Below are 19,370 nucleotides of genomic sequence, written 5' to 3' on the forward strand. Positions count from 1 at the left end.
TCTTTTATTAGGTAATTTATTTGTAAAAATTTTTGTGAGTAAGCCGCACTAGTGGTTTTATTATTTTTTGGCACTTCGTGCGGCAATGGTCAGATGTTTCCTCTGGCCAAAAAAAAACCACGAATGCATTTGTCAGAGTAATGTCATCAAGTTTGCAATTTTTGAGTCCCAATGGCAAAGCGTTCTCTTTCTAGTCTTAATGCAGAAGATATAAGTGGTAAGAGAGTATTGGTTAGAGTTGACTTTAATGTTCCAGTCAATACTGAAGGTTCCATAACAGATGATACAAGGATTCGTGCTGCTCTCCCAACAATTAAGGACTTGATGTCGAAAGGCGCGCGCGTGATCCTTTCTGCTCACTTTGGACGCCCTAAAGGTAAGCCTAATGATGAAATGCGCCTTACTCCTGTAGCAGATAGGCTTAGTGAATTATTGGGCATAACTGTTGTAAAAACTGATAGCTGTATTGGCCCTGATGCAGAGTCAAAAGTTAACGATCTTAAGGACGGTGGGGTAGTCCTTTTGGAAAATGTTCGTTTTATGCCTGGAGAAGAGAAAAATGATTTGGAGTTTGCTAAACAGTTATCAAAATTAGCTCAGGTTTATGTCAATGATGCTTTCGGCGCGGCTCACCGTGCTCATGCGTCAACTGAAGGAGTAACTAAATTTCTTAGCCCTAATGTTGCTGGCTATTTAATGGAAAAGGAGCTTCAGTATCTCCAGGGTGCTATCGATTCTCCCAAGAGACCTTTGGCTGCAATTGTTGGAGGTTCTAAAGTAAGCAGTAAGATTGGTGTCTTGGAATCTTTAATAGATAAATGTGACAAGGTTCTTATTGGTGGAGGAATGATATTTACTTTTTATAAAGCTCGTGGCCTTTCTGTAGGGAAAAGTTTAGTTGAAGATGACAAACTTGATCTTGCTAAAGCACTTGAAGAAAAAGCCAGATCGAAAGGTGTTGAGTTGCTTTTGCCTACAGATGTAATACTTGCAGATAATTTTGCTGCAGATGCCGACAGTCAAATAGCTTCAATAAATTCTATTCCTGAAGGATGGATGGGACTTGATATAGGACCTGATTCAGTAAAAGTTTTCCAAGACGCTTTGAATTCTTGTAAAACAGTAATTTGGAATGGACCTATGGGGGTTTTTGAATTTGATAAATTTGCTAATGGCACTAACTCTATTGCAAGTACTTTGGCTGAATTAGGAGAAAGAGGTTGCTGCACGATTATTGGAGGTGGCGATTCAGTTGCTGCTGTTGAGAAAGCAGGTCTTGCTGCGAAAATGTCTCACATCTCTACTGGTGGTGGTGCCAGTCTTGAGCTGCTTGAAGGGAAAGTTTTACCAGGTGTTTCTGCACTTGATGAAATTGTTTAATCAACTCTGTTTACTGGTTAGGTTTCTTTGATTATGTCTTCGAGAGATATATTGTTTATGTTATGGATTGATTTCACTTACATCAGAGACAATTCGTACAGTCTTAGTAATAGAGATCAATCCTTTTGGATGGGCTATTAAGGCAGCCCATTTTTGTGTGCCTGGCGACAAAGGTGCTTGTACAGTTTTATATAAACCGCCAGAGGCCAATGGAACAATAGGTATGTTCGGAATTAATTTCCCTTGATAATCTTCCTCATTAATCGTGATTAAGCCACCTGCAATAATTGCATCTTCTAAGGGTTTCTCAAGAATAATATCGACATTATAAGTTGTTCCTGTTAATACATAATCTGGAATGCTTAAGTCAATATCTATAGGATGGTCAGTACTCTTTAAAATTGAGTATTCATTGATTACTTCTTTCTGAATAATTTTTTTATCACTTAAGGTAATTGCAATTTTTTGCATTGCTTCTAAGGAAAATGTTTTAGCACCTAACTGCTTTTCAGCATTGATATATAGATCAATAGAATGCCTTTTATCTTTTAGCTGATTTCCTTTTTCTATTCTCCATTTTGCATTGGGAAACTTTTCAAGAAACTCTACACACTCTTTATACAAGTTTTTTGAAATTGCATTACTAAAAAGTTTATCAAGCTCTGCGAATCTTCTAGTATTTAGAGAGTTTTGTATGTCCTGGCTGAGTTGCTTGATATTTATTTCTCTAGAATAGCTTGGACTGTTGAATGCAAAAAGTAAAAAGATTCCTGAACTTAGACAAAACTTGATTACATGCTGCACCTTAAATTCCTCTTGAGTACCTCTGATTGTAAGCCTAGGTATTACTAGGGATTATTGTATTGCTATGTCTCGCTTATTGATTGCGGCAAGTGGAACAGGCGGCCATCTTTTTCCTGCGGTTGCTGTTGCAGAAGCTTTGCCGAAAACTTGGGAAATTACTTGGTTGGGGGTGCCTGATCGTTTAGAGGTAAAGCTTGTCCCTAAAAAGTTTGAGCTGATAACTGTTCCAGTAGGGGGGTTGCAAAAGAATGGATTGATGAAGTTTGTTCAAGCGCTGAAATTAATTGCAGCAACATTATCAGTGATACGAGTGATTAGAAAAAAAAGGATAAAAGTTATTTTTACTACCGGTGGTTATATAGCTGTACCAGCTGTTTTGGCTGCAAAGTTATCTGGCATACGAGTAGTCCTTCATGAATCAAACGCCTTTCCTGGCAAAGCAACTAGGCTTTTTGGAAGATTTTGTGATCAAGTTGCACTTGGTTGGCCACCAGCTGCTAAATACCTGCCAAAGTGCAACTTAGTTGTAACTGGGACTCCTGTGCGCGAGGCCTTTCTAGCTTTTAATTCAGTTCCTTCCTGGGTACCAGTTGGAGGTGGTCCTTTAATAGTTGTTCTAGGAGGAAGTCAAGGTGCGGTTGGTTTGAATCGAATGATTAGAGATGTTTTGCCTGACTTGCTTGCCAAGGGTTGTCGAGTTGTTCATATTACCGGTAATAAAAATCAATCCAACAAAGTAAATGCCAAATTGGTTGAGAAGCCATTTACGAATGAAATACCTGGTTTGTTACAACATGCAGATCTTATTATTAGTAGAGCTGGCGCTGGTGCGTTAAGTGAATTTGCTGTTTGCAACACACCTGTTGTTTTGGTTCCTTATCCTTATGCAACAGATAGTCATCAAGAATTTAATGCAATGTATGCAGCGGAATTTGGAGGAGCACTAATTGTCCATGAGCATGAACCGGGTAAGAAAGCTTTAGCAAATGTATTAGATCATTTGTTAACTAGTTTTATCTCACAGAAAATAGATTCCTTAAACTTGCTTGATTTAATGAAGGAAGGTATGTCAAAGATGGCAGTTAGAGATTCTCATCTAAGAATTGTTGAGATCTTGGAACAAATCAGTTAGTAAATGATTTTATTGCATTAAAAATACGTTGGTTATTAGATTCGTTTTGAAGGCTAATCCGCAACCAGTTTTCACCTAAACCTTCAAATGATCTGCAGTCTCTAAGCAGTATTTTCTTTTGGGCAAGATGTTCTCGTAATGGTAGAAGGGAAGTATTGCTTTCAATTAAAAAGAAGTTGGTGGATGATGGATGAGCTTTAATCCCAGTCAGGGTGTTTAAATGGGAGTGGAGCCATGAACCTTCTCCTATGATCCATTGATGTATTTGTTGAATATGTCTTTTATATAAGCTTGTATCTTTCATCAGCCTTTCTCCTACTGCAATAGCTAGAGAGTTCATTGGCCATGGATCTCGAAGATTTTCCCACTTTTTCAACCGTTCAGGTGCACTAATAACATAGCCAATTCTCAAACCAGCTATTGAAAATAGTTTGGTAAGACTTCTGATTACAATTAGGTTCTCATATTTTGTTGTGAGTGGAATTAATGATTGCTTTTCACCCTCAGGAACAAGAGGTAAGAAGGCTTCGTCACATATAACAAGCTTGTAAGTTTTGGTTAATTTCTCTAAAGAATTACGATCCCACAATTGTCCAGTTGGATTATGTGGGTTGGTAATCCAAATGACTTCAGAGATTTCTTTGATTGGAAAAGATTGTGGAAAGCTTGAATTCCAACGTAATGGAAGAGAACTTTGCTTGTAAGTTCCTCCCCAACAATTTATGGCTCTTTGATAGTCTGCAAATCCTGGGTTGGGTAAGATGCTGAGACCAGTGTTGACTGCATCACGGCCTGCCCATGTCATTAACTCTGCTGCTCCATTGCCAGGTAGCACCATAGATGTTTTAACTTTGTGCCAAGAGGCAATAGCTTCTTTTAAATTGTATAAATTACGATCAGGGTAATTTTTAAGCCCCATGTTTTCTATCGCTTTTAAGATGCATTGATTTATTGCTTTTTGAGGTGAGAAAGGAGCCAAGGATGCGCTTGCATCTAGAAGCTCGTAGGCTTCTAGCCCTAATCTTTGAGCTTCTTCAGCAATATTGCCTCCATGTTCAAATCCAAGCGAATCGCAGTTATTATCTATAGCCATGGTGTATTGCTTCCCACTACTTCAGAGATATTATTGAAGTTATGTCGATCCAATTGAGAAGATAGTCCATCGAGAATTTGAGGCACGAGAATAGGCCCTTTGAAAATCCAACCTGTATAAACTTGTAGAAGAGATGCACCCGCTGAAATTCGCTCCCAAGCACTTTGCGGCGAATCAATTCCTCCTACACCTATAAGAGGTAGTTGTTCTCCTGCTGATTGCCTTAAAATCTTGATGACTTCCAAGGCTCTATTTTGCAGTGGATGGCCACTGAGACCACCCGCTTCTTTGGAAAGTCTTAAACCAGTCTGTGAAATCACTCTATCCTCCAGCCCTAGCCGGTCTAGACTGGTATTTACCGCGATCAAACCTGCCAGTCCTTCCTCGTAGGCAAGTTTTGCGATCTCTTTAATTGCATTGTTGTCTAGGTCAGGAGCAATTTTTACCAGTAATGGTGGACAGCTGCGAATTCGACGCAGTCGTTCTATTAGTTTCCTTAATTTTTTTGGATCTTGTAATGTTCTAAGACCGGGTGTATTAGGAGAGCTGACATTGATTACTGCATAGTCTGCAAAAGGAGCTAACAGTTCTAAGGAGGCCGCATAGTCATCTGGTGCTTGTTCAAGTGCGGTTATTTTTGACTTCCCGAAATTAATACCAAGTATTGTTGGTCGGTATCCAGGTATTTGGATCCTTTGCTTTTTTAGTGTTTTGCAAAGATTAGCCGCACCATTATTGTTAAAACCCATTCGATTTAGAGCTGCTTGCTCTTTAGCTAGACGAAAAAGCCTAGGTTGGGGATTGCCTTTTTGAGGATGCCATGTAACTGTACCAAGCTCAGCAAAGCCGAAACCAAAATAACTCCATAAACCTGCAGCTATACCATTCTTGTCAAAACCCGCTGCAAGGCCTAATGGATTATTGAAATCACATCCAAATAATTTTTGTTTTAGCCTTGAGTCTTTCCTTTCAAGCTCTTTACTTAATTGAGCCAATACTTCTGAGATGCCTGGCCATTTTCGATATAGTGATACTTGACCTAATGTATTAAGGACAATAGTTGTTAATTTCTCAGCATCCAGACCTTCATCTTGTGAGAGGACTGGTGCAAGTAATTGTTTATATAGAGAGGGTATTGAAAGAAATTTTGCTGTTAGTGAATTCCCCATCTTTTTGATACCCTTTCATTTGAGTGGTATAGCAATATTTTTAGAAAAGCTTACTGCTATTGTGTCGACTCTTTCGTTGTCAGGGTCACCGCTATGACCTTTAACATATTCCAGATTTACATTAGATAGACGTTCTTTATCTAAACTTTTCCAGAGGTCTTGATTCAATACTGGCTTTCCTGCAGCAGTTTTCCATCCTTTTTTCTTCCAGCCTAAAATCCATTTATTAAGTCCATCAATTAGATATTTACTATCTGTTCTTATTGTTATTCCTGCCTGAAGAGGCAGGGTTTTCAGTTTTCTCATTATCTCTAAAGCTGCGGTTAGTTCCATTCGATTGTTTGTTGTATCAGGCACATGACCGCCATACTCTTTTACGGTTCCATCTGCAAACCGTATTAAACCTCCCCAACCTCCTGGGCCAGGATTTCCACTACATGCACCATCTGTAGCCGCAGCAATAACCTCGCCGTGATTATTTGTCATAGTCAAAAAAGAGCCGGTCATTTGACCGGCTAGTAAATAGACAAAAGATAAATTATAAAAAGTAGTTAATTTATTTAAGGGTAACTTTCCCTCCGACAGCTTCAATTGCTTTTTTCAATGCTTCAGCATCTTCTTTGGAAGCACCTTCTTTGATTGTTTTTGGAGCTGCCTCAACCATTGCTTTTGCGTCTCCAAGCCCTAACCCTGTAGCGTTTCTAACTTCTTTTAATACCTTGATCTTTGCTGCTGCATCAAAGCTTTCAAGGACAACATCAAATTCGGTTTTCTCTTCAGCAGCATCACTGCCTCCAGCAGCACCTCCAGCTGCTGCTCCAGGAGCGGCCATTACTACTCCTGCTGATGCAGCAGCAGAAACACCAAAGGCCTCTTCAATTTGCTTTACAAGTTCAGAAGCTTCTAGCAATGAAAGTCCTTTGAGAGATTCGAGAATTTCGTCGGTTTTTGAAGACATGGTTTTGGATTGAAGAATTATTTAGAGAAAGTTATAGAAGATAGGTGAAATTAATTATCACCATTTTCAGAATGTTGTTTGAGAGATCTTGCAAGTCCAGAAGGAACTTCATTGATTCCAACAGCTACTTGCGTAGCTATAGAATTTATTGCTCCAGCAATTTGCGCAATTAATGCTTCCTTGGAAGGGAGGTTGGCAATTGCTTTAAGTTCTTCTTGAGATAAGAGTTTCCCTTCAAAAAGTCCTCCCTTTGTTTCGGACTTTTTGGTATCTTTCTGAAAAGCTTGAACAGCTTTCACGGCACCACCTACATCGCCCTTAACCAGAACGAATGCATTGGTGCCAGTTAGTAATGACTCAAGGCTTGCCCAAGAATCATTACCATCTATTGCCTTTCGCATCAAGGTGTTTTTAGTTACCTTGCATACACCACTGCTTGCCTCTAAACGAGCTCGCAGATCAGACATTTCTTTGATGGATAAACCTTGGTAATCAAGGACAAGAGCCATTTCAGATTGATCTAGAAGACCTTTGATCTCCTCGACTATTTGTTTTTTGCTCTCCAGGGTGCGGCCCATGGTAATTGGATCGAATCAGGGGGAAAAGCTGACATGCGGGCGAATTTATCTCGATATAGAGACGAGGCCGCTATTGATCAATCCAATTAGAAAAATCGTTGCGTTTACCTCGGCAGGGTTTAAAGGAGTTGTGCAAATATTGCACAGTTCTCTTACCTGCTGTCTTTGGCCGGGCGCATGCCCTTTGACTGTTAAGTCAAGTTATTAGAATAATATCAAATTGTAATTAGTCTTGTGAAATATCTTGTAAAGCCGTGATGTCTATTTCTACAGAAGGTCCCATGGTGGAAGTTATATAAAGACTTTTCCAAAAACGGCCTTTTGCTCCACTTGGCTTATTTCTATCGATAGTTTCTTGAAGAGTTTTGAGGTTCTCAAGCAAAGCTTCTTCTGAAAAACTGGCCTTACCAAAACGTACATGGATAATTCCAGCTCGATCAGCTCTGAATTCAAGTTTTCCAGCTTTAAACTCTTTAATTGCTCCTGCAATGTCAGTTGTAACTGTCCCCGCTTTAGGATTAGGCATTAGCCCTCTTGGTCCAAGTACTCTTCCAAGTTTTGCAACCTTAGGCATCATGTCAGGTGTAGCAATAAGAAGATCGAAGTTCATTTCTCCTTTATTAATAGCTTCTACTAAATCTTCTTCGCCTGATATATCCGCCCCAGCAGTTTGTGCTTCGGCAACTTTTTCTCCTCTTGCGATCACAGCAATCTTGATAGTTTGTCCTGTTCCTTGTGGAAGTGCAACAGTGGTTCTTATCTGCTGGTCTGTGTACTTGGGATCAATCCCCAAGCGAATATGTGCTTCTATTGTTTCATCAAATTTTGCTGTTGCAGTTTCTTTAACCAGTTTGATTCCTTCAATTGGTTCGTAGACTTTGTCCTCAACTTTTGAGGACAAACTAGTCATTCTTTTTGAAAGTTTTTTCATAAGGCTTTTTGGGGTTCAGCCGACAAAGATTGTCTCCCCCTATAAGGTTTTCTTGGTCAAATTGAAAGAGATCTATTAGTCAGTAATTGAAACACCCATATTTCTGGCTGTTCCTTCTATGACTTTCATTGCTGACTCGATGCTATTGCAATTGAGGTCTGGCAATTTAGTTTTAGCGATTTCTTCAAGTTGACTACGTTTAATAGTACCTGCTTGACCTTTTGCTGACTCGCCAGAGCCCTTATCTATACCTGCTGCCTTGGTAATTAGGACAGCTGCGGGTGGGGTTTTTGTTATGAAAGTAAAACTTCGATCTTCAAAAACAGAGATCTCTACGGGGATTACAAACCCTGCTTTGTCTTGAGTCCTAGCGTTGTACTCTTTGCAAAAGGCCATGATGTTTACACCATGTTGTCCTAATGCAGGACCTACTGGAGGTGCAGGGTTTGCTTTGCCAGCCTGGAGGGCCAACTTGATCACAGCTACAATTTTCTTTGCCATCGTCAATAAATTGGATTCTTAGTTAAAGGAAAGTGTTTAAGGCTTTTGCAAACTTACTTCCTTAAAGGCCTAATAAATTACTACTAAGCAATTAAGTTTTTAGTTCTGTTTGCTTATTTGTGAGAATTCAAGCTCAACAGGAGTTTCTCTCCCGAAGATAGAAAGGAGTGCTTTTAATTTGTTCCTTTCCCCAGATACTTCAATAACTTCTCCTTGGAAATCCTTAAAAGGTCCTCCAGTAACTAGGATTTGGTCGCCTTCTGATAAATCAAGTTTCACTACCGCTTTCTTCTCAGAGGCTCGTTTAAAGATTCTGTTTACTTCTTCGCGACTTAATGGCCTTGGCTTTATATGCCCTCTTCCTCTGCCAGTAGGTCGACGATCTTCAGCTCCAACAAAATTAATAACGTTAGGTGTGCTTCGAACTGCCATCATTGTGTCCTCATCAAGAATCATCCTGACCAGTACATAACCGGGAAAAACTTTTTCTTCCGTGGATTGCCTAGATCCATCTTTTTTTAATTTAACCGCTGGAGTTTGAGGAATTTCTATTTCAAGGATTCTATTGCTTACACCTAGAGTTACAGCTCTTTGTTCAAGAGTTGCTTTGACTTTTTTCTCGCAACTGGAAGCGACTTGAACGGCATACCATCTGGCTATTGTTGTTTTCGCAATAGAAGCACTGTCTTCCAATTTGTTTTGAGAGGGTAAATCCATTATTTGAGATCTTTCTGGAGGGTTGGAATCAAACTCTGACACGTTGTTTAAATAAATCGATAAAGGGTAATAAGGGTGTTGAAATTCATGTTTCAACGAAATATGTGAGAGGCACCCCAACCAAAGAAACGACTTACTGCTGCAATTGCTGCGGCAGATAGGGTTACCATTAATATTACAGCTATTGACTCGCTAAATAGTTGTTGGCGACTCGGCCAAACTACTAATTTAAGTTCGTCAATAGTTGTGGCCAGAAAACCTTTTTTGGGAGAAGGATCTTCATTCGATGGTTGAGAAACCGAATTTGGGGTTTCGTTAGAAGTTGTGCTTGTCACTGTTAGAAGTCTCAGGCTGAATCTTGTGAAATAGCTCTGAATTGCAAAGTCCCTTTACTAGTTTAGATTAATCGATAATGACTATTTTAGTCCTCTCCAACAAATATTAGGGGTTCAGATTTGTCTGTTGCGGTTTTTATCCTTACTGCATTTAATCCAACAAATTTGTCTTCTAATAATTTTGTAGCAAGAGGATTTTCAACTCTTCTGCGAAGAATTCTTCTTAAAGGCCTAGCGCCATACTCTGGCTCATAACCTTCACTTGCAAGTGTTTCGATTGTTGAATTATCTATACGAAGTTCTAAATCTTGTTCAGAGAGTAATTTCGTTAATTCATTAAGTTGAAGTTTTACAATTTGTTTTAGACCATCTAGGGAGAGGGGGCTAAAGCAAATTATTTCATCTATTCGGTTCAGAAATTCTGGACGAAATTGTTTTCTTAGTGCTTGATCAATGTCTTCGCTGAGATCTTTTATCGGGTTGTTTTCATTATCAGAAGGATCAGTTCTGTGAAGTGTATTTTCTAGAATTTTTCTACTAGCAAGGTTGCTTGTCATTACGATTACAGTGTGACGAAAGTCGACGGTTCTTCCCTGAGAATCAGTTAATCGTCCATCATCTAGGACTTGAAGCAGAATATTGAATACATCTGGGTGTCCTTTCTCTATTTCATCTAAAAGTAAAACTGAATATGGTTTACGCCTCACAGCCTCTGTAAGTTGGCCACCTTCTTCATAGCCAACATATCCAGGAGGAGCACCTAGAAGTCTTGCAACTGCATTCCTTTCCATGAATTCACTCATATCAAGCCTTATTAATGCTTCTTCTTCGTCAAACAATGATGATGCTAGGGCTTTTGCCAGTTCCGTTTTGCCTACACCTGTGGGGCCTAGGAAAAGAAAGGATCCAATAGGCCTAAAACTATCTTTCATTCCTGCTCTGGCTCGTTTTATGGCTTCACTAACTGCTTTAACAGCTTCTGATTGTCCAATAACTTTACTTGCTAACTCTATTTCTAAAGTTAAAAGTTTTTGCTTCTCACCTGCTAATACTTTATTTACAGGTATCCCTGTCCAGCGAGCTACAACATCTGCAATATCATTAGGCTCTACTCTATTTCGCAAGATTGATTTTTTATCATTATTCAATATTTCCAGCTCTGCTTCTAAGTTTGCTATTTCTTCTTGTAAGTAATGCTTATCATCATATTTGAGCCTAGCTACTGTTTCAAGATCCCCTTCATTCTCTGCCTCTTCTATTTCATGATTTAACGAGTTATCTTGATTAATTAAATTTTTAAGCTCGTCAAATTTACTTTTTTCTTCTTTCCATTGATTTGATAATTCGATACATATTCTTTCAGATATTTCTATTTCATTTTGTATTTGTTGAACCTTTTCTTCTAATCCTTGCTCTTCAGCATTTATTAGTTTTGAACTTAAATTTTCTAATTTAAGTTCCTCTTCTTTTAAAATTTTCGGCTTTGAATTCACTTCTAATTTTATTTGTGCCGCTGCTTCATCAATTAAATCGATAGCTTTATCTGGAAGGCAGCGATCACTTATATATCTATTTGCTAATCTATTTGCTGTAATTAATGATTCATCAGTAATGCTGACACCATGATGTATTTCATATTTTCCCTTAATACCTCTCAATATCTCTACACTAAGATCAATACTTGGTTCTTTAATTAGAACTTGTTGGAACCTCCTATTTAGTGCTTGATCTTTATCAATTGTTCTACGAAAATTTTCAGGTGTTGTTGCACCAATACATCTTAGTTTCCCACTCGCAAGAGCAGGTTTAAGAAGACTACCTGCATCTGCACTTGATCTATCTGTGCTTAAAATTGTATGTAATTCATCAATAAATAAAATAACTCCTTCTTCAGGTTTGCTAGCTCTCTCAAGAACTGACCTTAGCCTTTCTTCAAATTGACCTCGAAATTTCGTACCTGCAATTAGCGCACCTAAATCTAGTGATATTAACTTCAATCCTCTTATGGAATCAGGTACTTCATTGCTAACTATTTTTTGTGATAGAAGCTCAGCAACAGCTGTTTTCCCAACACCAGGTGCACCAATTAAGACAGGGTTATTCTTACCTCTACGAGATAATACTTTAATGACTAATTGGATTTCTTCATCTCTACCTATAACTGGGTCAAGTTCTTTATTTAAGGCTGCAAGAGTTAAATCTTTACCAAATTCTGTTAATGGATTGAGTGGTTCGTTTGCTTCTTCTTTGCTTAAAGAGCTTATTTTTTCTATAGAATTTTCATTAACGAACTCCCTAGCTTTCCTTTGACTTGAATTTGTGACTTGACTGACTGATTGCGAGGTGTTTGATTTATTTTCATACTTAACATTTGGAATATTACCTTGTATAGGTAATCGCCTTAACTCACTTTCTATGATTTCACTAGGTAGACCAGCTTCTTCAAATAATTCAGCTCCAATCCGCTTATCTCGACCTATAGCCATAATTAGATGAGAGATTTCGATTAGTTTTGAACCCCAGCGACTTCTGAAAATCTCAGCTTGGTCTAGTAATTCTTCTAAATCCTCACCAATAAAAAGTTGATTATTACTTGATGATGCATTGCGAGAAAGAAATTCCTCAAGATTATCTAAAAATTCATTATGGTTAATTGATAAAGCTTGAATATTATTTTTGAATTGTTGGTCGGTAAACAGTACGAAAAGAACATGTTCAACATCGAGGTATTCATGCCTCCAGCGACTGGCTTCTTTTTCGCTTTCTAGTAATAAGCCCCATGAATTCTGGCTAAATAGTTCAGGGTTATGGGTAAGACTTTTTTTCATTGTGACTTGGATTATAGCTTGTATAAAAAACCTTTAGTCAGGTATTCAATTTTTGGAACTCTTTTCAATTAATTCAATTTTGTAGCCATCAGGATCTTCAATAAAAGCAATTAATGTGTTTCCATGTTTCATCGGTCCAGGTTCTCTGACAATATTTCCACCACTTTTCCTGAGTGATTCGCAAGTCTCAAAGATATTTTCTACGCCTAACGCTATGTGACCATAACCATTGCCAATTTCGTAATTAGGAATATCCCAGTTGTGAGTAAGCTCTATCACAGTATTTTCCTCCTCTACTCCGTACCCTACAAAAGCCAGGGTGAATCTGCCTGAGGGGTAGTCTTTTTGCCGAAGAAGCTTCATCCCTAAAACCTCTGTATAAAAACTTAGTGATTTTTCTAGATTGCCTACTCGAAGCATCGTGTGGAGCATCCTCATGTCAGGTGATATGTTTTTAATAACTTATCTTTATTCTGCTAGGTAAAATAGTTTCTTACAGGCTTTTCAAGTACCAAAACTACTAAAAGCAGAAAGAAATTGACCAGCACCTCCAAAGATTTAAAACAACTACTCTTAGGCAACGTGATTGATTCTCTTGATCTAGTTATAGATACTGTTTTGGCTAGAGAGGTTCTTGACTCTAGAGGTAACCCTACTGTTGAGGCAGAGGTCATATTAGAGGGAGGAGCTATAGGAAGAGCAATTGTGCCTAGTGGAGCTAGTACTGGTGCGTATGAAGCCCATGAATTAAGAGATGGAGGAAGACGGTATATGGGCAAAGGTGTTTTAAAAGTGGTTGAGAATATTGAAGAGCGCATAGCACCAGCAATTTGCGGCTTGTCTGCGATAGATCAAGCTGCTGTAGATGGTTTGATGATTGAATTGGATGGAACAGAAAATAAATCTAATCTTGGAGCAAATGCCATACTGGCGGCAAGTATGGCAACTGCAAGGTCAGCAGCAAATGCTTTGGGAATTCCCCTTTATAGGTATTTAGGGGGACCAATGGCTTCTCTTTTGCCAGTCCCATTAATGAATGTCATTAATGGTGGGGCACATGCCGCTAATAATCTCGATTTCCAAGAGTTTATGCTTGTTCCTCACGGTGCAAGTAGCTTTAGAGAAGCTCTTCAGATGGGAGCAGAAGTCTTTCATACCCTGAAGACACTTCTTTCTGATAATGGTTTATCTACGGCTGTTGGTGATGAAGGGGGTTTTGCTCCTGATTTAAAAAGCAATCATGCGGCTGGAGATTTATTAGTTACAGCAATTGAGAAAGCGGGATTTTCTCCTGGAAAAGAAGTTTCTTTAGCCTTGGATGTTGCCAGTACAGAATTTTATCAAGAAGGAAAATATTCTTATGGTGGTAAAACCTTTGCTAGTGATGCAATGGTTAAGGAGTTAATCGCACTTGTAGGTTCTTACCCAATTGTTTCAATCGAAGATGGGCTGGCTGAAGATGATTGGTTGGGTTGGGAATTATTAACAAATGAATTGGGCAATAAAGTCCAACTTGTTGGGGATGATTTATTTGTAACTAATACTTCTCGTTTAAAAAGAGGTATAGATGAAAAGATTGCTAATTCGATATTGATTAAAGTCAATCAAATTGGTTCTCTCACTGAAACCTTGCAAGCAATAGAACTTGCTACTCGCTCAGGATATACAAGTGTCATTAGTCATAGAAGTGGTGAAACTGAAGATACAACTATTGCAGACCTTTCAGTTGCTGTGAAGGCAGGACAAATTAAAACAGGATCATTAAGTAGGAGCGAGAGAGTCGCTAAATATAATCAATTGCTTCGTATTGAAGATGAGCTAGGTGCTCAGGCTGTTTATGCTGGCACGGTCGGTTTAGGTCCTAGAGGTAGAAGTTTGTAAAGGGTAATTCTTGTTGGTTTAATTATTGTACTTTTCTTTCTGTTTTCAGTCTTTCTACTCGTTCGTCTCGTCTCATTTTTAGCTGTAACTTGATCCAACCCATTGAAACTGGTAGCGCAAATAGTAGTGGCAAGAGAGAGAAAACAGGCTGTTTGCTAGATCCTAAAAGTGCTGCAGCAATACCAAGACAACCTATCAAGATTGATTGAGACATTGATTGTTGAGCACTTATCATTCTGCGTAGTTGTCTATCAGATTCACCTAGCCTTATTTGTAATTGAAGATCACCTTGTTCTAATCGTTCAAGACTTTCATCTAATCGTTTTGGCAGAGCGACTGCTTTACTGCCTAGTTCTCCTACTTGGCGACCAATCTCATTAATTAGATCATTAGGATTGGAATTTTGTGAGCTCATAATTGACAAGAGGTATGGCTTTGCTATTGAAATTAAATTAAAGCTAGGATCAAGAGTCCTGCCAACACCCTCAAATGTTGAAAGTGCTCTAATAACAAAAATTAATTCTACTGGCAATCTAAAAGGTTTGCCGTAAACCAATTCGTAAAGATCTCCTGAAAGTTTATCTATTACATTTGGGGAAAATGGAGGAGTAAGCATTTCGTCTAGCATTACCCTCACTAGTCGTCTGACAGGGCCAATATCAATCCCTTTAGCAATTAGGCCTGCTTCTTGTAATTCTAAAACCAATCCTGATGAATCTTTTATAGCCGCAGCTCTCACCATAGAACCAAGCTTGCTTCTAAGTCGCTCAGAGACCATCCCCATCATTCCAAAGTCGTAATAGATAAGGCATCCCTCTGGACTGATTGCAAGATTCCCAGGGTGTGGATCTGCATGAAAAAAACCGAATTCAATTAGTTGCTTTAAATAACTAGAGGCTCCAATTTCAGCGATATTTGATGGGTTGATTCCTTTTTTAGCTAATGTTTTTTGATCATTAACTTTAATCCCAGGGAGATAGTCTAAACATATAATTTTTTGTGTAGTTAGCTCCCATATGACACCAGGTATTTGAATTTTTGGATCGTCGAGAAATTGTTGTCTAAACCGTGCAGCAAACTCAGCTTCTTTTCGAAAATCTAGTTCTCGGAGTAATACTTTTTGGCATTCTTTTGCCATGCCAACCCAATCTCTTCCTTGACTCCAAGATTTCTTTTTTTGAAGTAATGATGCAACTGACTGCATTACTTCAAGGTCTAGTCTGAAAAATGTTTCTAATCCAGGACGTTGAATTTTAAAGACAACTTCTCTTCCACTTTTCAGATGTCCCTTATGTACTTGAGCTAGTGATGCAGCTCCTAAAGGTATTTCTTCTATGTCAATGATTTCTTTGCATCTTGGACCTAATTCATATTCAAGAATTTCTTGGGCTATTTGAAAATTAAATGGTGGAACATTATCTTGAAGAGAAGCCAATTCAATTATCCAACCTTTTGGTAATACATCTGGACGTGCCGATAGTAATTGTCCTAGTTTTATAAATGCGGAGCCAAGTTTGAGTAGTTCTTTTGTTAACCAGCGTGCTCTTTTTGCCTGCCTAGAATTTTGTTTTAGTTTACTAAAACCTCCTAAGTAAGACCATTCTTGATTATCCCACCAAAGAAAGATAATCAGCAGTAAGACTGATTGCCATATATTTATTGCACGAATATTTCTGCGAATAGCTTTTTTTAATTGCTTGATGGTTTTCAATCTATGCCCTCAAAATTTCTTGTTAGCTGTGAAATTTTTCTTCTCAACTGTTCAATTTTCATATCTGGATCTTTTTTACAATCTTCGTTGAATATTGATGAATTTGTTGTTCCCTTATCTTCTTCATTACCTTCTTGATCAAGACGAGTTGCTTCGTTGATGATTTCATTCTTTAAGAGATTCCATTCTTCTTTAAGACGGTCTGGAGCATCTTTAGCTTTTAGAGCTATTTCAGATGCTTGGTTAAGAATTTCCTTCCCTATGCGAACAGTTAGTCGATTAAGGGTTGCTTTAATAAGGTTTTCAGATGAACTCATAGCTTAATTCATAAAGTTAACGAATTAGAGTTTTGATGATTATGGGTCTGGAAGGGACTCAAAAAGTTTTTTGAAAGGTTGATTTTTTCTTTCTAATACTTCATCAACAATTTTAAACTTGTTTTCTATTAAGGGGTTTGGTTTGTCTTGTTGGGGATTTTCTATCAATTCTAAATCATTTATATTTTCACTAGATAGAGCTTTGAAAAATCCCTCTTTTTTACTCCCATTGTTCAGTTGAGTGGGCTTAGACTTGCCAAGTGTTTTAGAGGCCTGTGCAGGCTGTAGGGGCTGTCGAAGGCCTTCAATTTTTAAAGTGGTTTCTGACTGTTTAGTTGTTCTCTGTGGCATTCGATTTAAATTTTTGTCTATTGCCCCATGCTGATTTATTTCATTGCTCGAAACAGAAGTGCGCGATTGGGTTTGACTCCCTTCTAAAAAAGGGACAAATATCTTTTTGGACGTTATATACCCAATGGCAATAAAAGCTCCTGTTCCAAACGGGATTATCCAGAATTGAGCAATTTTTTTAAAGTTTTTGTTTATATTCATAATTCTGCAATTCTTTGGATTTTACATAAATGCATTGCTGTTACTTGCTTTTGCCCATAAAATTTATTCTCAGAGTCTTTACTAATTCTATTAATCGGGTGCATTCTTTTCACAATGCCATCCATAATTAACTAAATAGAGTTCATGCTCTTAAAAGGTAGACCTGACGATTCCTTTTAATCGCAGGTCAATATTTCCTCTTATATAGGAAGATAAACAATTCAAGGAGAAACAAGCGTTTTGGAAACTATTGAAGCTGATGTTGTCATAGTTGGCGGAGGGCCTGCTGGATGTAGCTGCGCTTTATATTCTTCCAGGGCTGATTTAAAGACAATAATTCTTGATAAAAACCCCTCTGTTGGTGCTTTGGCTATTACTCATCAAATAGCCAACTACCCTGGAGTGCCAACAGATATCAGTGGAGATGATTTATTGACTTTAATGCGTGACCAAGCAATTCAGTATGGGACTGATTATCGTAGAGCCCAGGTTTTTGGTATAGATGTAACTGGAGATCTCAAAACTGTTTTCACTCCTGAAGGTACTTTCAAGGCAAAGGCTCTTGTGTTAGCTAGTGGTGCAATGGGAAGACCAGCTTCTTTTAAGGGAGAGGCTGATTTCTTAGGCAGAGGAGTGAGTTACTGTGCTACCTGCGATGGTGCTTTTTACAAAGGGCGAGAAGTTGCAGTAGTTGGCGTGAATAAAGAAGCCATAGAAGAAGCGAATGTCCTTACTAAATTTGCTTCCACTGTTCATTGGATCACCTCTAATGACCCTAAAGAGGATGATTTAGATGCTCAAAATTTAATTCAAGAACCTAATGTTAAACATTGGAGTAGGACAAGGTTGATGCAAATAGAAGGGGGTGATGCAGGAGTGACAGGCATTCTCGTGAAAAATCGCACTCAGGAGTCACATCAGTCATTAGCTCTTGAAGGTGTATTTGTCTATATGAGTGGTTCCAAGCCAATCACTGATTTCTTGGGTGGTCAAATAGCTTTAAAAGAAGATGGAGGAGTTGTTGTTGATGATTTCATGTCTACTACCTCTGAAGGTGTTTGGGCTATAGGCGATATTCGTAATACTCCTTTCAAGCAAGCAGTAGTAGCAGCGTCAGATGGATGTATTGCGGCAATGGCTATTGATAGATTTTTAAATAGTCGTAAATCAATCAGAGTTGATTGGGTTCATTCATAAACTACATTTCTATAGCTTCGGAAATATAAGCAACTCCACCGTAATAGTTCAGTATTGATTGAATATTTTCTTTTATGTTGTTGATTATTTCTATTTCGCAAAAAACTATGACATGAGCATTGGCTCCTAAGCCAGTAAACTCCATGTCTTCTGAAACAACAGTTTGAGGACCTTTTCCTGTTGCATGCTTCATAACTGTATAACCAGGCACTTCCGCTTCTTCTAGTGCCTTTAAAATTGCATCTAGTTCTCTTTCACTAAAGATCAAATCCAAACGTTTCATTTATTTATCCTATGGATGGAATAATTTTGTTAACTAATCCCATATATAAAGGTATTCCTATAACTATGTTGAAAGGGAAAGTTAATCCTAATGTCGTTGAAATGTAATAACTTGCCTTGGCTTCTGGGACAGTCATTCGCATGGCTGCTGGAACAGCTAAGTAAGAGGCACTTGCACAAAGAACAGCAAATAAAAGTGCATTGCCAGGACCAAGATATAAGGCTTTGGCCACCCATATACCTATGAATGCATTGAGTAAAGGTATAATTACTGCGAAAAAAATTAAAAATGGACCTGCTTTTTTTAGGCTAGGAAGTCTTTGAGCAGCAACAATACCCATATCTAATAAAAAGAAACATTCCGCTCCATAAAATAATTTACCTGTGAATGGCTGCATTTTTTCAACACCGATAGGGTTATGTGCTGCAGTTAAAAAGCCAATAAAAAGACTTCCTAAAAGTAAATAAACGGATCCATTTAGCATTGATTCATGCAAAATTGCAGTCCACTTCATTTCTCTTGCATTAGGCCTTTTTTTAGGTGCATATAATTTGACAAGCAATAGACCTACAATTATCGCTGGGGACTCCATTAAGGCAAGAGCTGCAACCATAAAACCATCAAAGGGAATCCCTTGGCTTTCTAAGAAACTTTCTGCTGTTATAAAGGTAACTGCACTTATTGAACCGTAAGCAGATGCAATAGCTGCAGAATTAAAGACATCAAATTTTAATCTTAAGATTACAAAACAAACCAAAGGTATTGTTAAAGACATAATTATTGCAGTCAGAACAGTTGGTAAAACTTGTCCTCCAAAGCCACTTTTTTCAAGCTCTAAGCCACCTTTGAAACCAATAGCTAATAATAAATATAAAGAAAATAGTTTTGGAAGGGGAGCAGGTATTTCCAGGTCTGAACGTACAACGACCGCAATGATCCCCAGAAAGAAAAATAATACTGGAGGTGCTAATACATTTTGCAGAACTAAATTTGTCTCCATAGG

At 38.2% G+C, this 19,370-nt stretch carries 20 protein-coding genes and 1 pseudogene; 4 read left to right on the plus strand and 17 right to left on the minus strand.

Going from position 1 to position 19,370, the window contains the following annotated elements; all coding sequences use genetic code 11:
- The first annotated feature begins 171 nt into the window (after window positions 1-171).
- Window positions 172-1,380: a phosphoglycerate kinase gene (locus O5635_RS07575; RefSeq protein WP_036901530.1), complete on the plus strand. Its 1,209-nt coding sequence runs from the start codon at window positions 172-174 to the stop codon at window positions 1,378-1,380.
- A 60-nt stretch (window positions 1,381-1,440) separates the two neighbouring features.
- Here O5635_RS07575 and O5635_RS07580 read toward each other — a convergent pair whose 3' ends face one another.
- Complete coding sequence (locus O5635_RS07580; protein ID WP_036901528.1) at window positions 1,441-2,184, minus strand: hypothetical protein; 744 nt, start codon at window positions 2,182-2,184, stop codon at window positions 1,441-1,443.
- Between the two features lie 64 nt (window positions 2,185-2,248).
- Here O5635_RS07580 and murG point away from each other — a divergent pair, with 64 nt between their 5' ends.
- Complete coding sequence (murG, locus tag O5635_RS07585; protein WP_036901526.1) at window positions 2,249-3,316, plus strand: undecaprenyldiphospho-muramoylpentapeptide beta-N-acetylglucosaminyltransferase; 1,068 nt, start codon at window positions 2,249-2,251, stop codon at window positions 3,314-3,316.
- On the opposite strand, the gene O5635_RS07590 is transcribed toward murG, so the two are convergent.
- From O5635_RS07590 to gloA, 11 genes and pseudogenes are all read right to left on the minus strand, one after another.
- Complete coding sequence (locus O5635_RS07590) at window positions 3,309-4,409, minus strand: pyridoxal phosphate-dependent aminotransferase (RefSeq protein ID WP_269607413.1); 1,101 nt, start codon at window positions 4,407-4,409, stop codon at window positions 3,309-3,311. The two genes, murG and O5635_RS07590, sit on opposite strands and share 8 nt — an antisense overlap.
- Window positions 4,400-5,578 carry a quinone-dependent dihydroorotate dehydrogenase gene (locus O5635_RS07595; RefSeq protein ID WP_036901523.1) on the minus strand — a complete coding sequence of 393 codons (1,179 nt, stop codon included), beginning with the start codon at window positions 5,576-5,578 and terminating at the stop codon, window positions 4,400-4,402. The genes O5635_RS07590 and O5635_RS07595 overlap by 10 nt, the downstream gene beginning before the upstream one ends.
- A gap of 30 nt (window positions 5,579-5,608) precedes the next feature.
- Window positions 5,609-6,064: pseudogene (gene rnhA / locus O5635_RS07600) on the minus strand (ribonuclease HI); the annotation flags it as partial.
- A gap of 70 nt (window positions 6,065-6,134) precedes the next feature.
- Complete coding sequence (gene rplL, locus O5635_RS07605; RefSeq protein WP_036901516.1) at window positions 6,135-6,536, minus strand: 50S ribosomal protein L7/L12; 402 nt, start codon at window positions 6,534-6,536, stop codon at window positions 6,135-6,137.
- Window positions 6,537-6,586: 50 nt separating this feature from the next.
- Window positions 6,587-7,114: a 50S ribosomal protein L10 gene (gene rplJ / locus O5635_RS07610; protein WP_036901514.1), complete on the minus strand. Its 528-nt coding sequence runs from the start codon at window positions 7,112-7,114 to the stop codon at window positions 6,587-6,589.
- A gap of 226 nt (window positions 7,115-7,340) precedes the next feature.
- On the minus strand, window positions 7,341-8,045 hold the full coding sequence (gene rplA, locus O5635_RS07615) for a 50S ribosomal protein L1 (protein ID WP_036901512.1): 705 nt from the start codon (window positions 8,043-8,045) through the stop codon (window positions 7,341-7,343).
- Between the two features lie 75 nt (window positions 8,046-8,120).
- The gene (rplK, locus tag O5635_RS07620) at window positions 8,121-8,546 is read right to left on the minus strand and encodes a 50S ribosomal protein L11 (RefSeq protein ID WP_036901511.1); all 426 of its coding nucleotides are present in this window, start codon (window positions 8,544-8,546) and stop codon (window positions 8,121-8,123) included.
- A gap of 99 nt (window positions 8,547-8,645) precedes the next feature.
- The gene (nusG, locus tag O5635_RS07625; protein ID WP_081934286.1) at window positions 8,646-9,263 is read right to left on the minus strand and encodes a transcription termination/antitermination protein NusG; all 618 of its coding nucleotides are present in this window, start codon (window positions 9,261-9,263) and stop codon (window positions 8,646-8,648) included.
- A gap of 92 nt (window positions 9,264-9,355) precedes the next feature.
- Window positions 9,356-9,598: a preprotein translocase subunit SecE gene (gene secE, locus O5635_RS07630; protein ID WP_036901509.1), complete on the minus strand. Its 243-nt coding sequence runs from the start codon at window positions 9,596-9,598 to the stop codon at window positions 9,356-9,358.
- An 86-nt stretch (window positions 9,599-9,684) separates the two neighbouring features.
- Window positions 9,685-12,426, minus strand: coding sequence for an ATP-dependent Clp protease ATP-binding subunit (locus O5635_RS07635; protein ID WP_036901507.1), 2,742 nt, complete (start codon window positions 12,424-12,426; stop codon window positions 9,685-9,687).
- A gap of 45 nt (window positions 12,427-12,471) precedes the next feature.
- Window positions 12,472-12,864 carry a lactoylglutathione lyase gene (gloA, locus tag O5635_RS07640; RefSeq protein WP_036901505.1) on the minus strand — a complete coding sequence of 131 codons (393 nt, stop codon included), beginning with the start codon at window positions 12,862-12,864 and terminating at the stop codon, window positions 12,472-12,474.
- A gap of 144 nt (window positions 12,865-13,008) precedes the next feature.
- On the opposite strand from gloA, the gene eno reads away from it, so the two are divergent.
- The gene (eno, locus tag O5635_RS07645) at window positions 13,009-14,307 is read left to right on the plus strand and encodes a phosphopyruvate hydratase (protein WP_036901503.1); all 1,299 of its coding nucleotides are present in this window, start codon (window positions 13,009-13,011) and stop codon (window positions 14,305-14,307) included.
- A gap of 22 nt (window positions 14,308-14,329) precedes the next feature.
- On the opposite strand, the gene O5635_RS07650 is transcribed toward eno, so the two are convergent.
- From O5635_RS07650 to O5635_RS07660, 3 genes are read right to left on the minus strand one after another with little or no spacing between them, the layout of a single operon-like run.
- Complete coding sequence (locus O5635_RS07650; RefSeq protein ID WP_152557286.1) at window positions 14,330-16,018, minus strand: ABC1 kinase family protein; 1,689 nt, start codon at window positions 16,016-16,018, stop codon at window positions 14,330-14,332.
- A complete protein-coding gene (locus tag O5635_RS07655; protein ID WP_036901501.1) occupies window positions 16,015-16,335 on the minus strand; it encodes a hypothetical protein in 321 nt (106 codons plus the stop codon). The genes O5635_RS07650 and O5635_RS07655 overlap by 4 nt, the downstream gene beginning before the upstream one ends.
- A 39-nt stretch (window positions 16,336-16,374) precedes the next feature.
- Window positions 16,375-16,887 (minus strand): hypothetical protein, encoded by a 513-nt coding sequence (locus tag O5635_RS07660; protein WP_036901498.1) that lies wholly within the window; start codon window positions 16,885-16,887, stop codon window positions 16,375-16,377.
- A gap of 240 nt (window positions 16,888-17,127) precedes the next feature.
- On the opposite strand from O5635_RS07660, the gene O5635_RS07665 reads away from it, so the two are divergent.
- Window positions 17,128-18,084: an NAD(P)/FAD-dependent oxidoreductase gene (locus tag O5635_RS07665; RefSeq protein ID WP_036901497.1), complete on the plus strand. Its 957-nt coding sequence runs from the start codon at window positions 17,128-17,130 to the stop codon at window positions 18,082-18,084.
- Between the two features lies 1 nt (window position 18,085).
- Here the strand turns inward: O5635_RS07665 and O5635_RS07670 are convergent, their stop codons facing one another.
- Both O5635_RS07670 and O5635_RS07675 read right to left on the minus strand, forming a co-directional pair.
- Window positions 18,086-18,367: a P-II family nitrogen regulator gene (locus tag O5635_RS07670; protein WP_036901495.1), complete on the minus strand. Its 282-nt coding sequence runs from the start codon at window positions 18,365-18,367 to the stop codon at window positions 18,086-18,088.
- Window positions 18,368-18,371: 4 nt separating this feature from the next.
- Window positions 18,372-19,367 carry a sodium-dependent bicarbonate transport family permease gene (locus O5635_RS07675; protein WP_036901492.1) on the minus strand — a complete coding sequence of 332 codons (996 nt, stop codon included), beginning with the start codon at window positions 19,365-19,367 and terminating at the stop codon, window positions 18,372-18,374.
- Between the last annotated feature and the right edge of the window lie 3 nt (window positions 19,368-19,370).

This window comes from Prochlorococcus marinus str. MIT 0919 (genome assembly GCF_027359375.1).
In the GTDB taxonomy this organism is placed as follows: Bacteria; Cyanobacteriota; Cyanobacteriia; order PCC-6307; family Cyanobiaceae; genus Prochlorococcus_D.

Excerpts from the sequence above, each read along its gene's own strand:
- rplL (WP_036901516.1), bottom strand. The coding sequence starts at position 6,536 with ATGTCTTCAAAAACCGACGAAATTCTCGAATCTCTCAAAGGACTTTCA.
- nusG (WP_081934286.1), bottom strand. The coding sequence starts at position 9,263 with ATGGATTTACCCTCTCAAAACAAATTGGAAGACAGTGCTTCTATTGCG.
- gloA (WP_036901505.1), bottom strand. The coding sequence starts at position 12,864 with ATGAGGATGCTCCACACGATGCTTCGAGTAGGCAATCTAGAAAAATCA.
- O5635_RS07670 (WP_036901495.1), bottom strand. The coding sequence starts at position 18,367 with ATGAAACGTTTGGATTTGATCTTTAGTGAAAGAGAACTAGATGCAATT.
- O5635_RS07635 (WP_036901507.1), bottom strand. The coding sequence starts at position 12,426 with ATGAAAAAAAGTCTTACCCATAACCCTGAACTATTTAGCCAGAATTCA.
- O5635_RS07675 (WP_036901492.1), bottom strand. The coding sequence starts at position 19,367 with ATGGAGACAAATTTAGTTCTGCAAAATGTATTAGCACCTCCAGTATTA.
- O5635_RS07590 (WP_269607413.1), bottom strand. The coding sequence starts at position 4,409 with ATGGCTATAGATAATAACTGCGATTCGCTTGGATTTGAACATGGAGGC.
- O5635_RS07655 (WP_036901501.1), bottom strand. The coding sequence starts at position 16,335 with ATGAGTTCATCTGAAAACCTTATTAAAGCAACCCTTAATCGACTAACT.
- murG (WP_036901526.1), top strand. The coding sequence starts at position 2,249 with ATGTCTCGCTTATTGATTGCGGCAAGTGGAACAGGCGGCCATCTTTTT.
- rplA (WP_036901512.1), bottom strand. The coding sequence starts at position 8,045 with ATGAAAAAACTTTCAAAAAGAATGACTAGTTTGTCCTCAAAAGTTGAG.
- O5635_RS07660 (WP_036901498.1), bottom strand. The coding sequence starts at position 16,887 with ATGAATATAAACAAAAACTTTAAAAAAATTGCTCAATTCTGGATAATC.
- rplJ (WP_036901514.1), bottom strand. The coding sequence starts at position 7,114 with ATGGGCCGCACCCTGGAGAGCAAAAAACAAATAGTCGAGGAGATCAAA.
- O5635_RS07595 (WP_036901523.1), bottom strand. The coding sequence starts at position 5,578 with ATGGGGAATTCACTAACAGCAAAATTTCTTTCAATACCCTCTCTATAT.
- rplK (WP_036901511.1), bottom strand. The coding sequence starts at position 8,546 with ATGGCAAAGAAAATTGTAGCTGTGATCAAGTTGGCCCTCCAGGCTGGC.
- O5635_RS07575 (WP_036901530.1), top strand. The coding sequence starts at position 172 with ATGGCAAAGCGTTCTCTTTCTAGTCTTAATGCAGAAGATATAAGTGGT.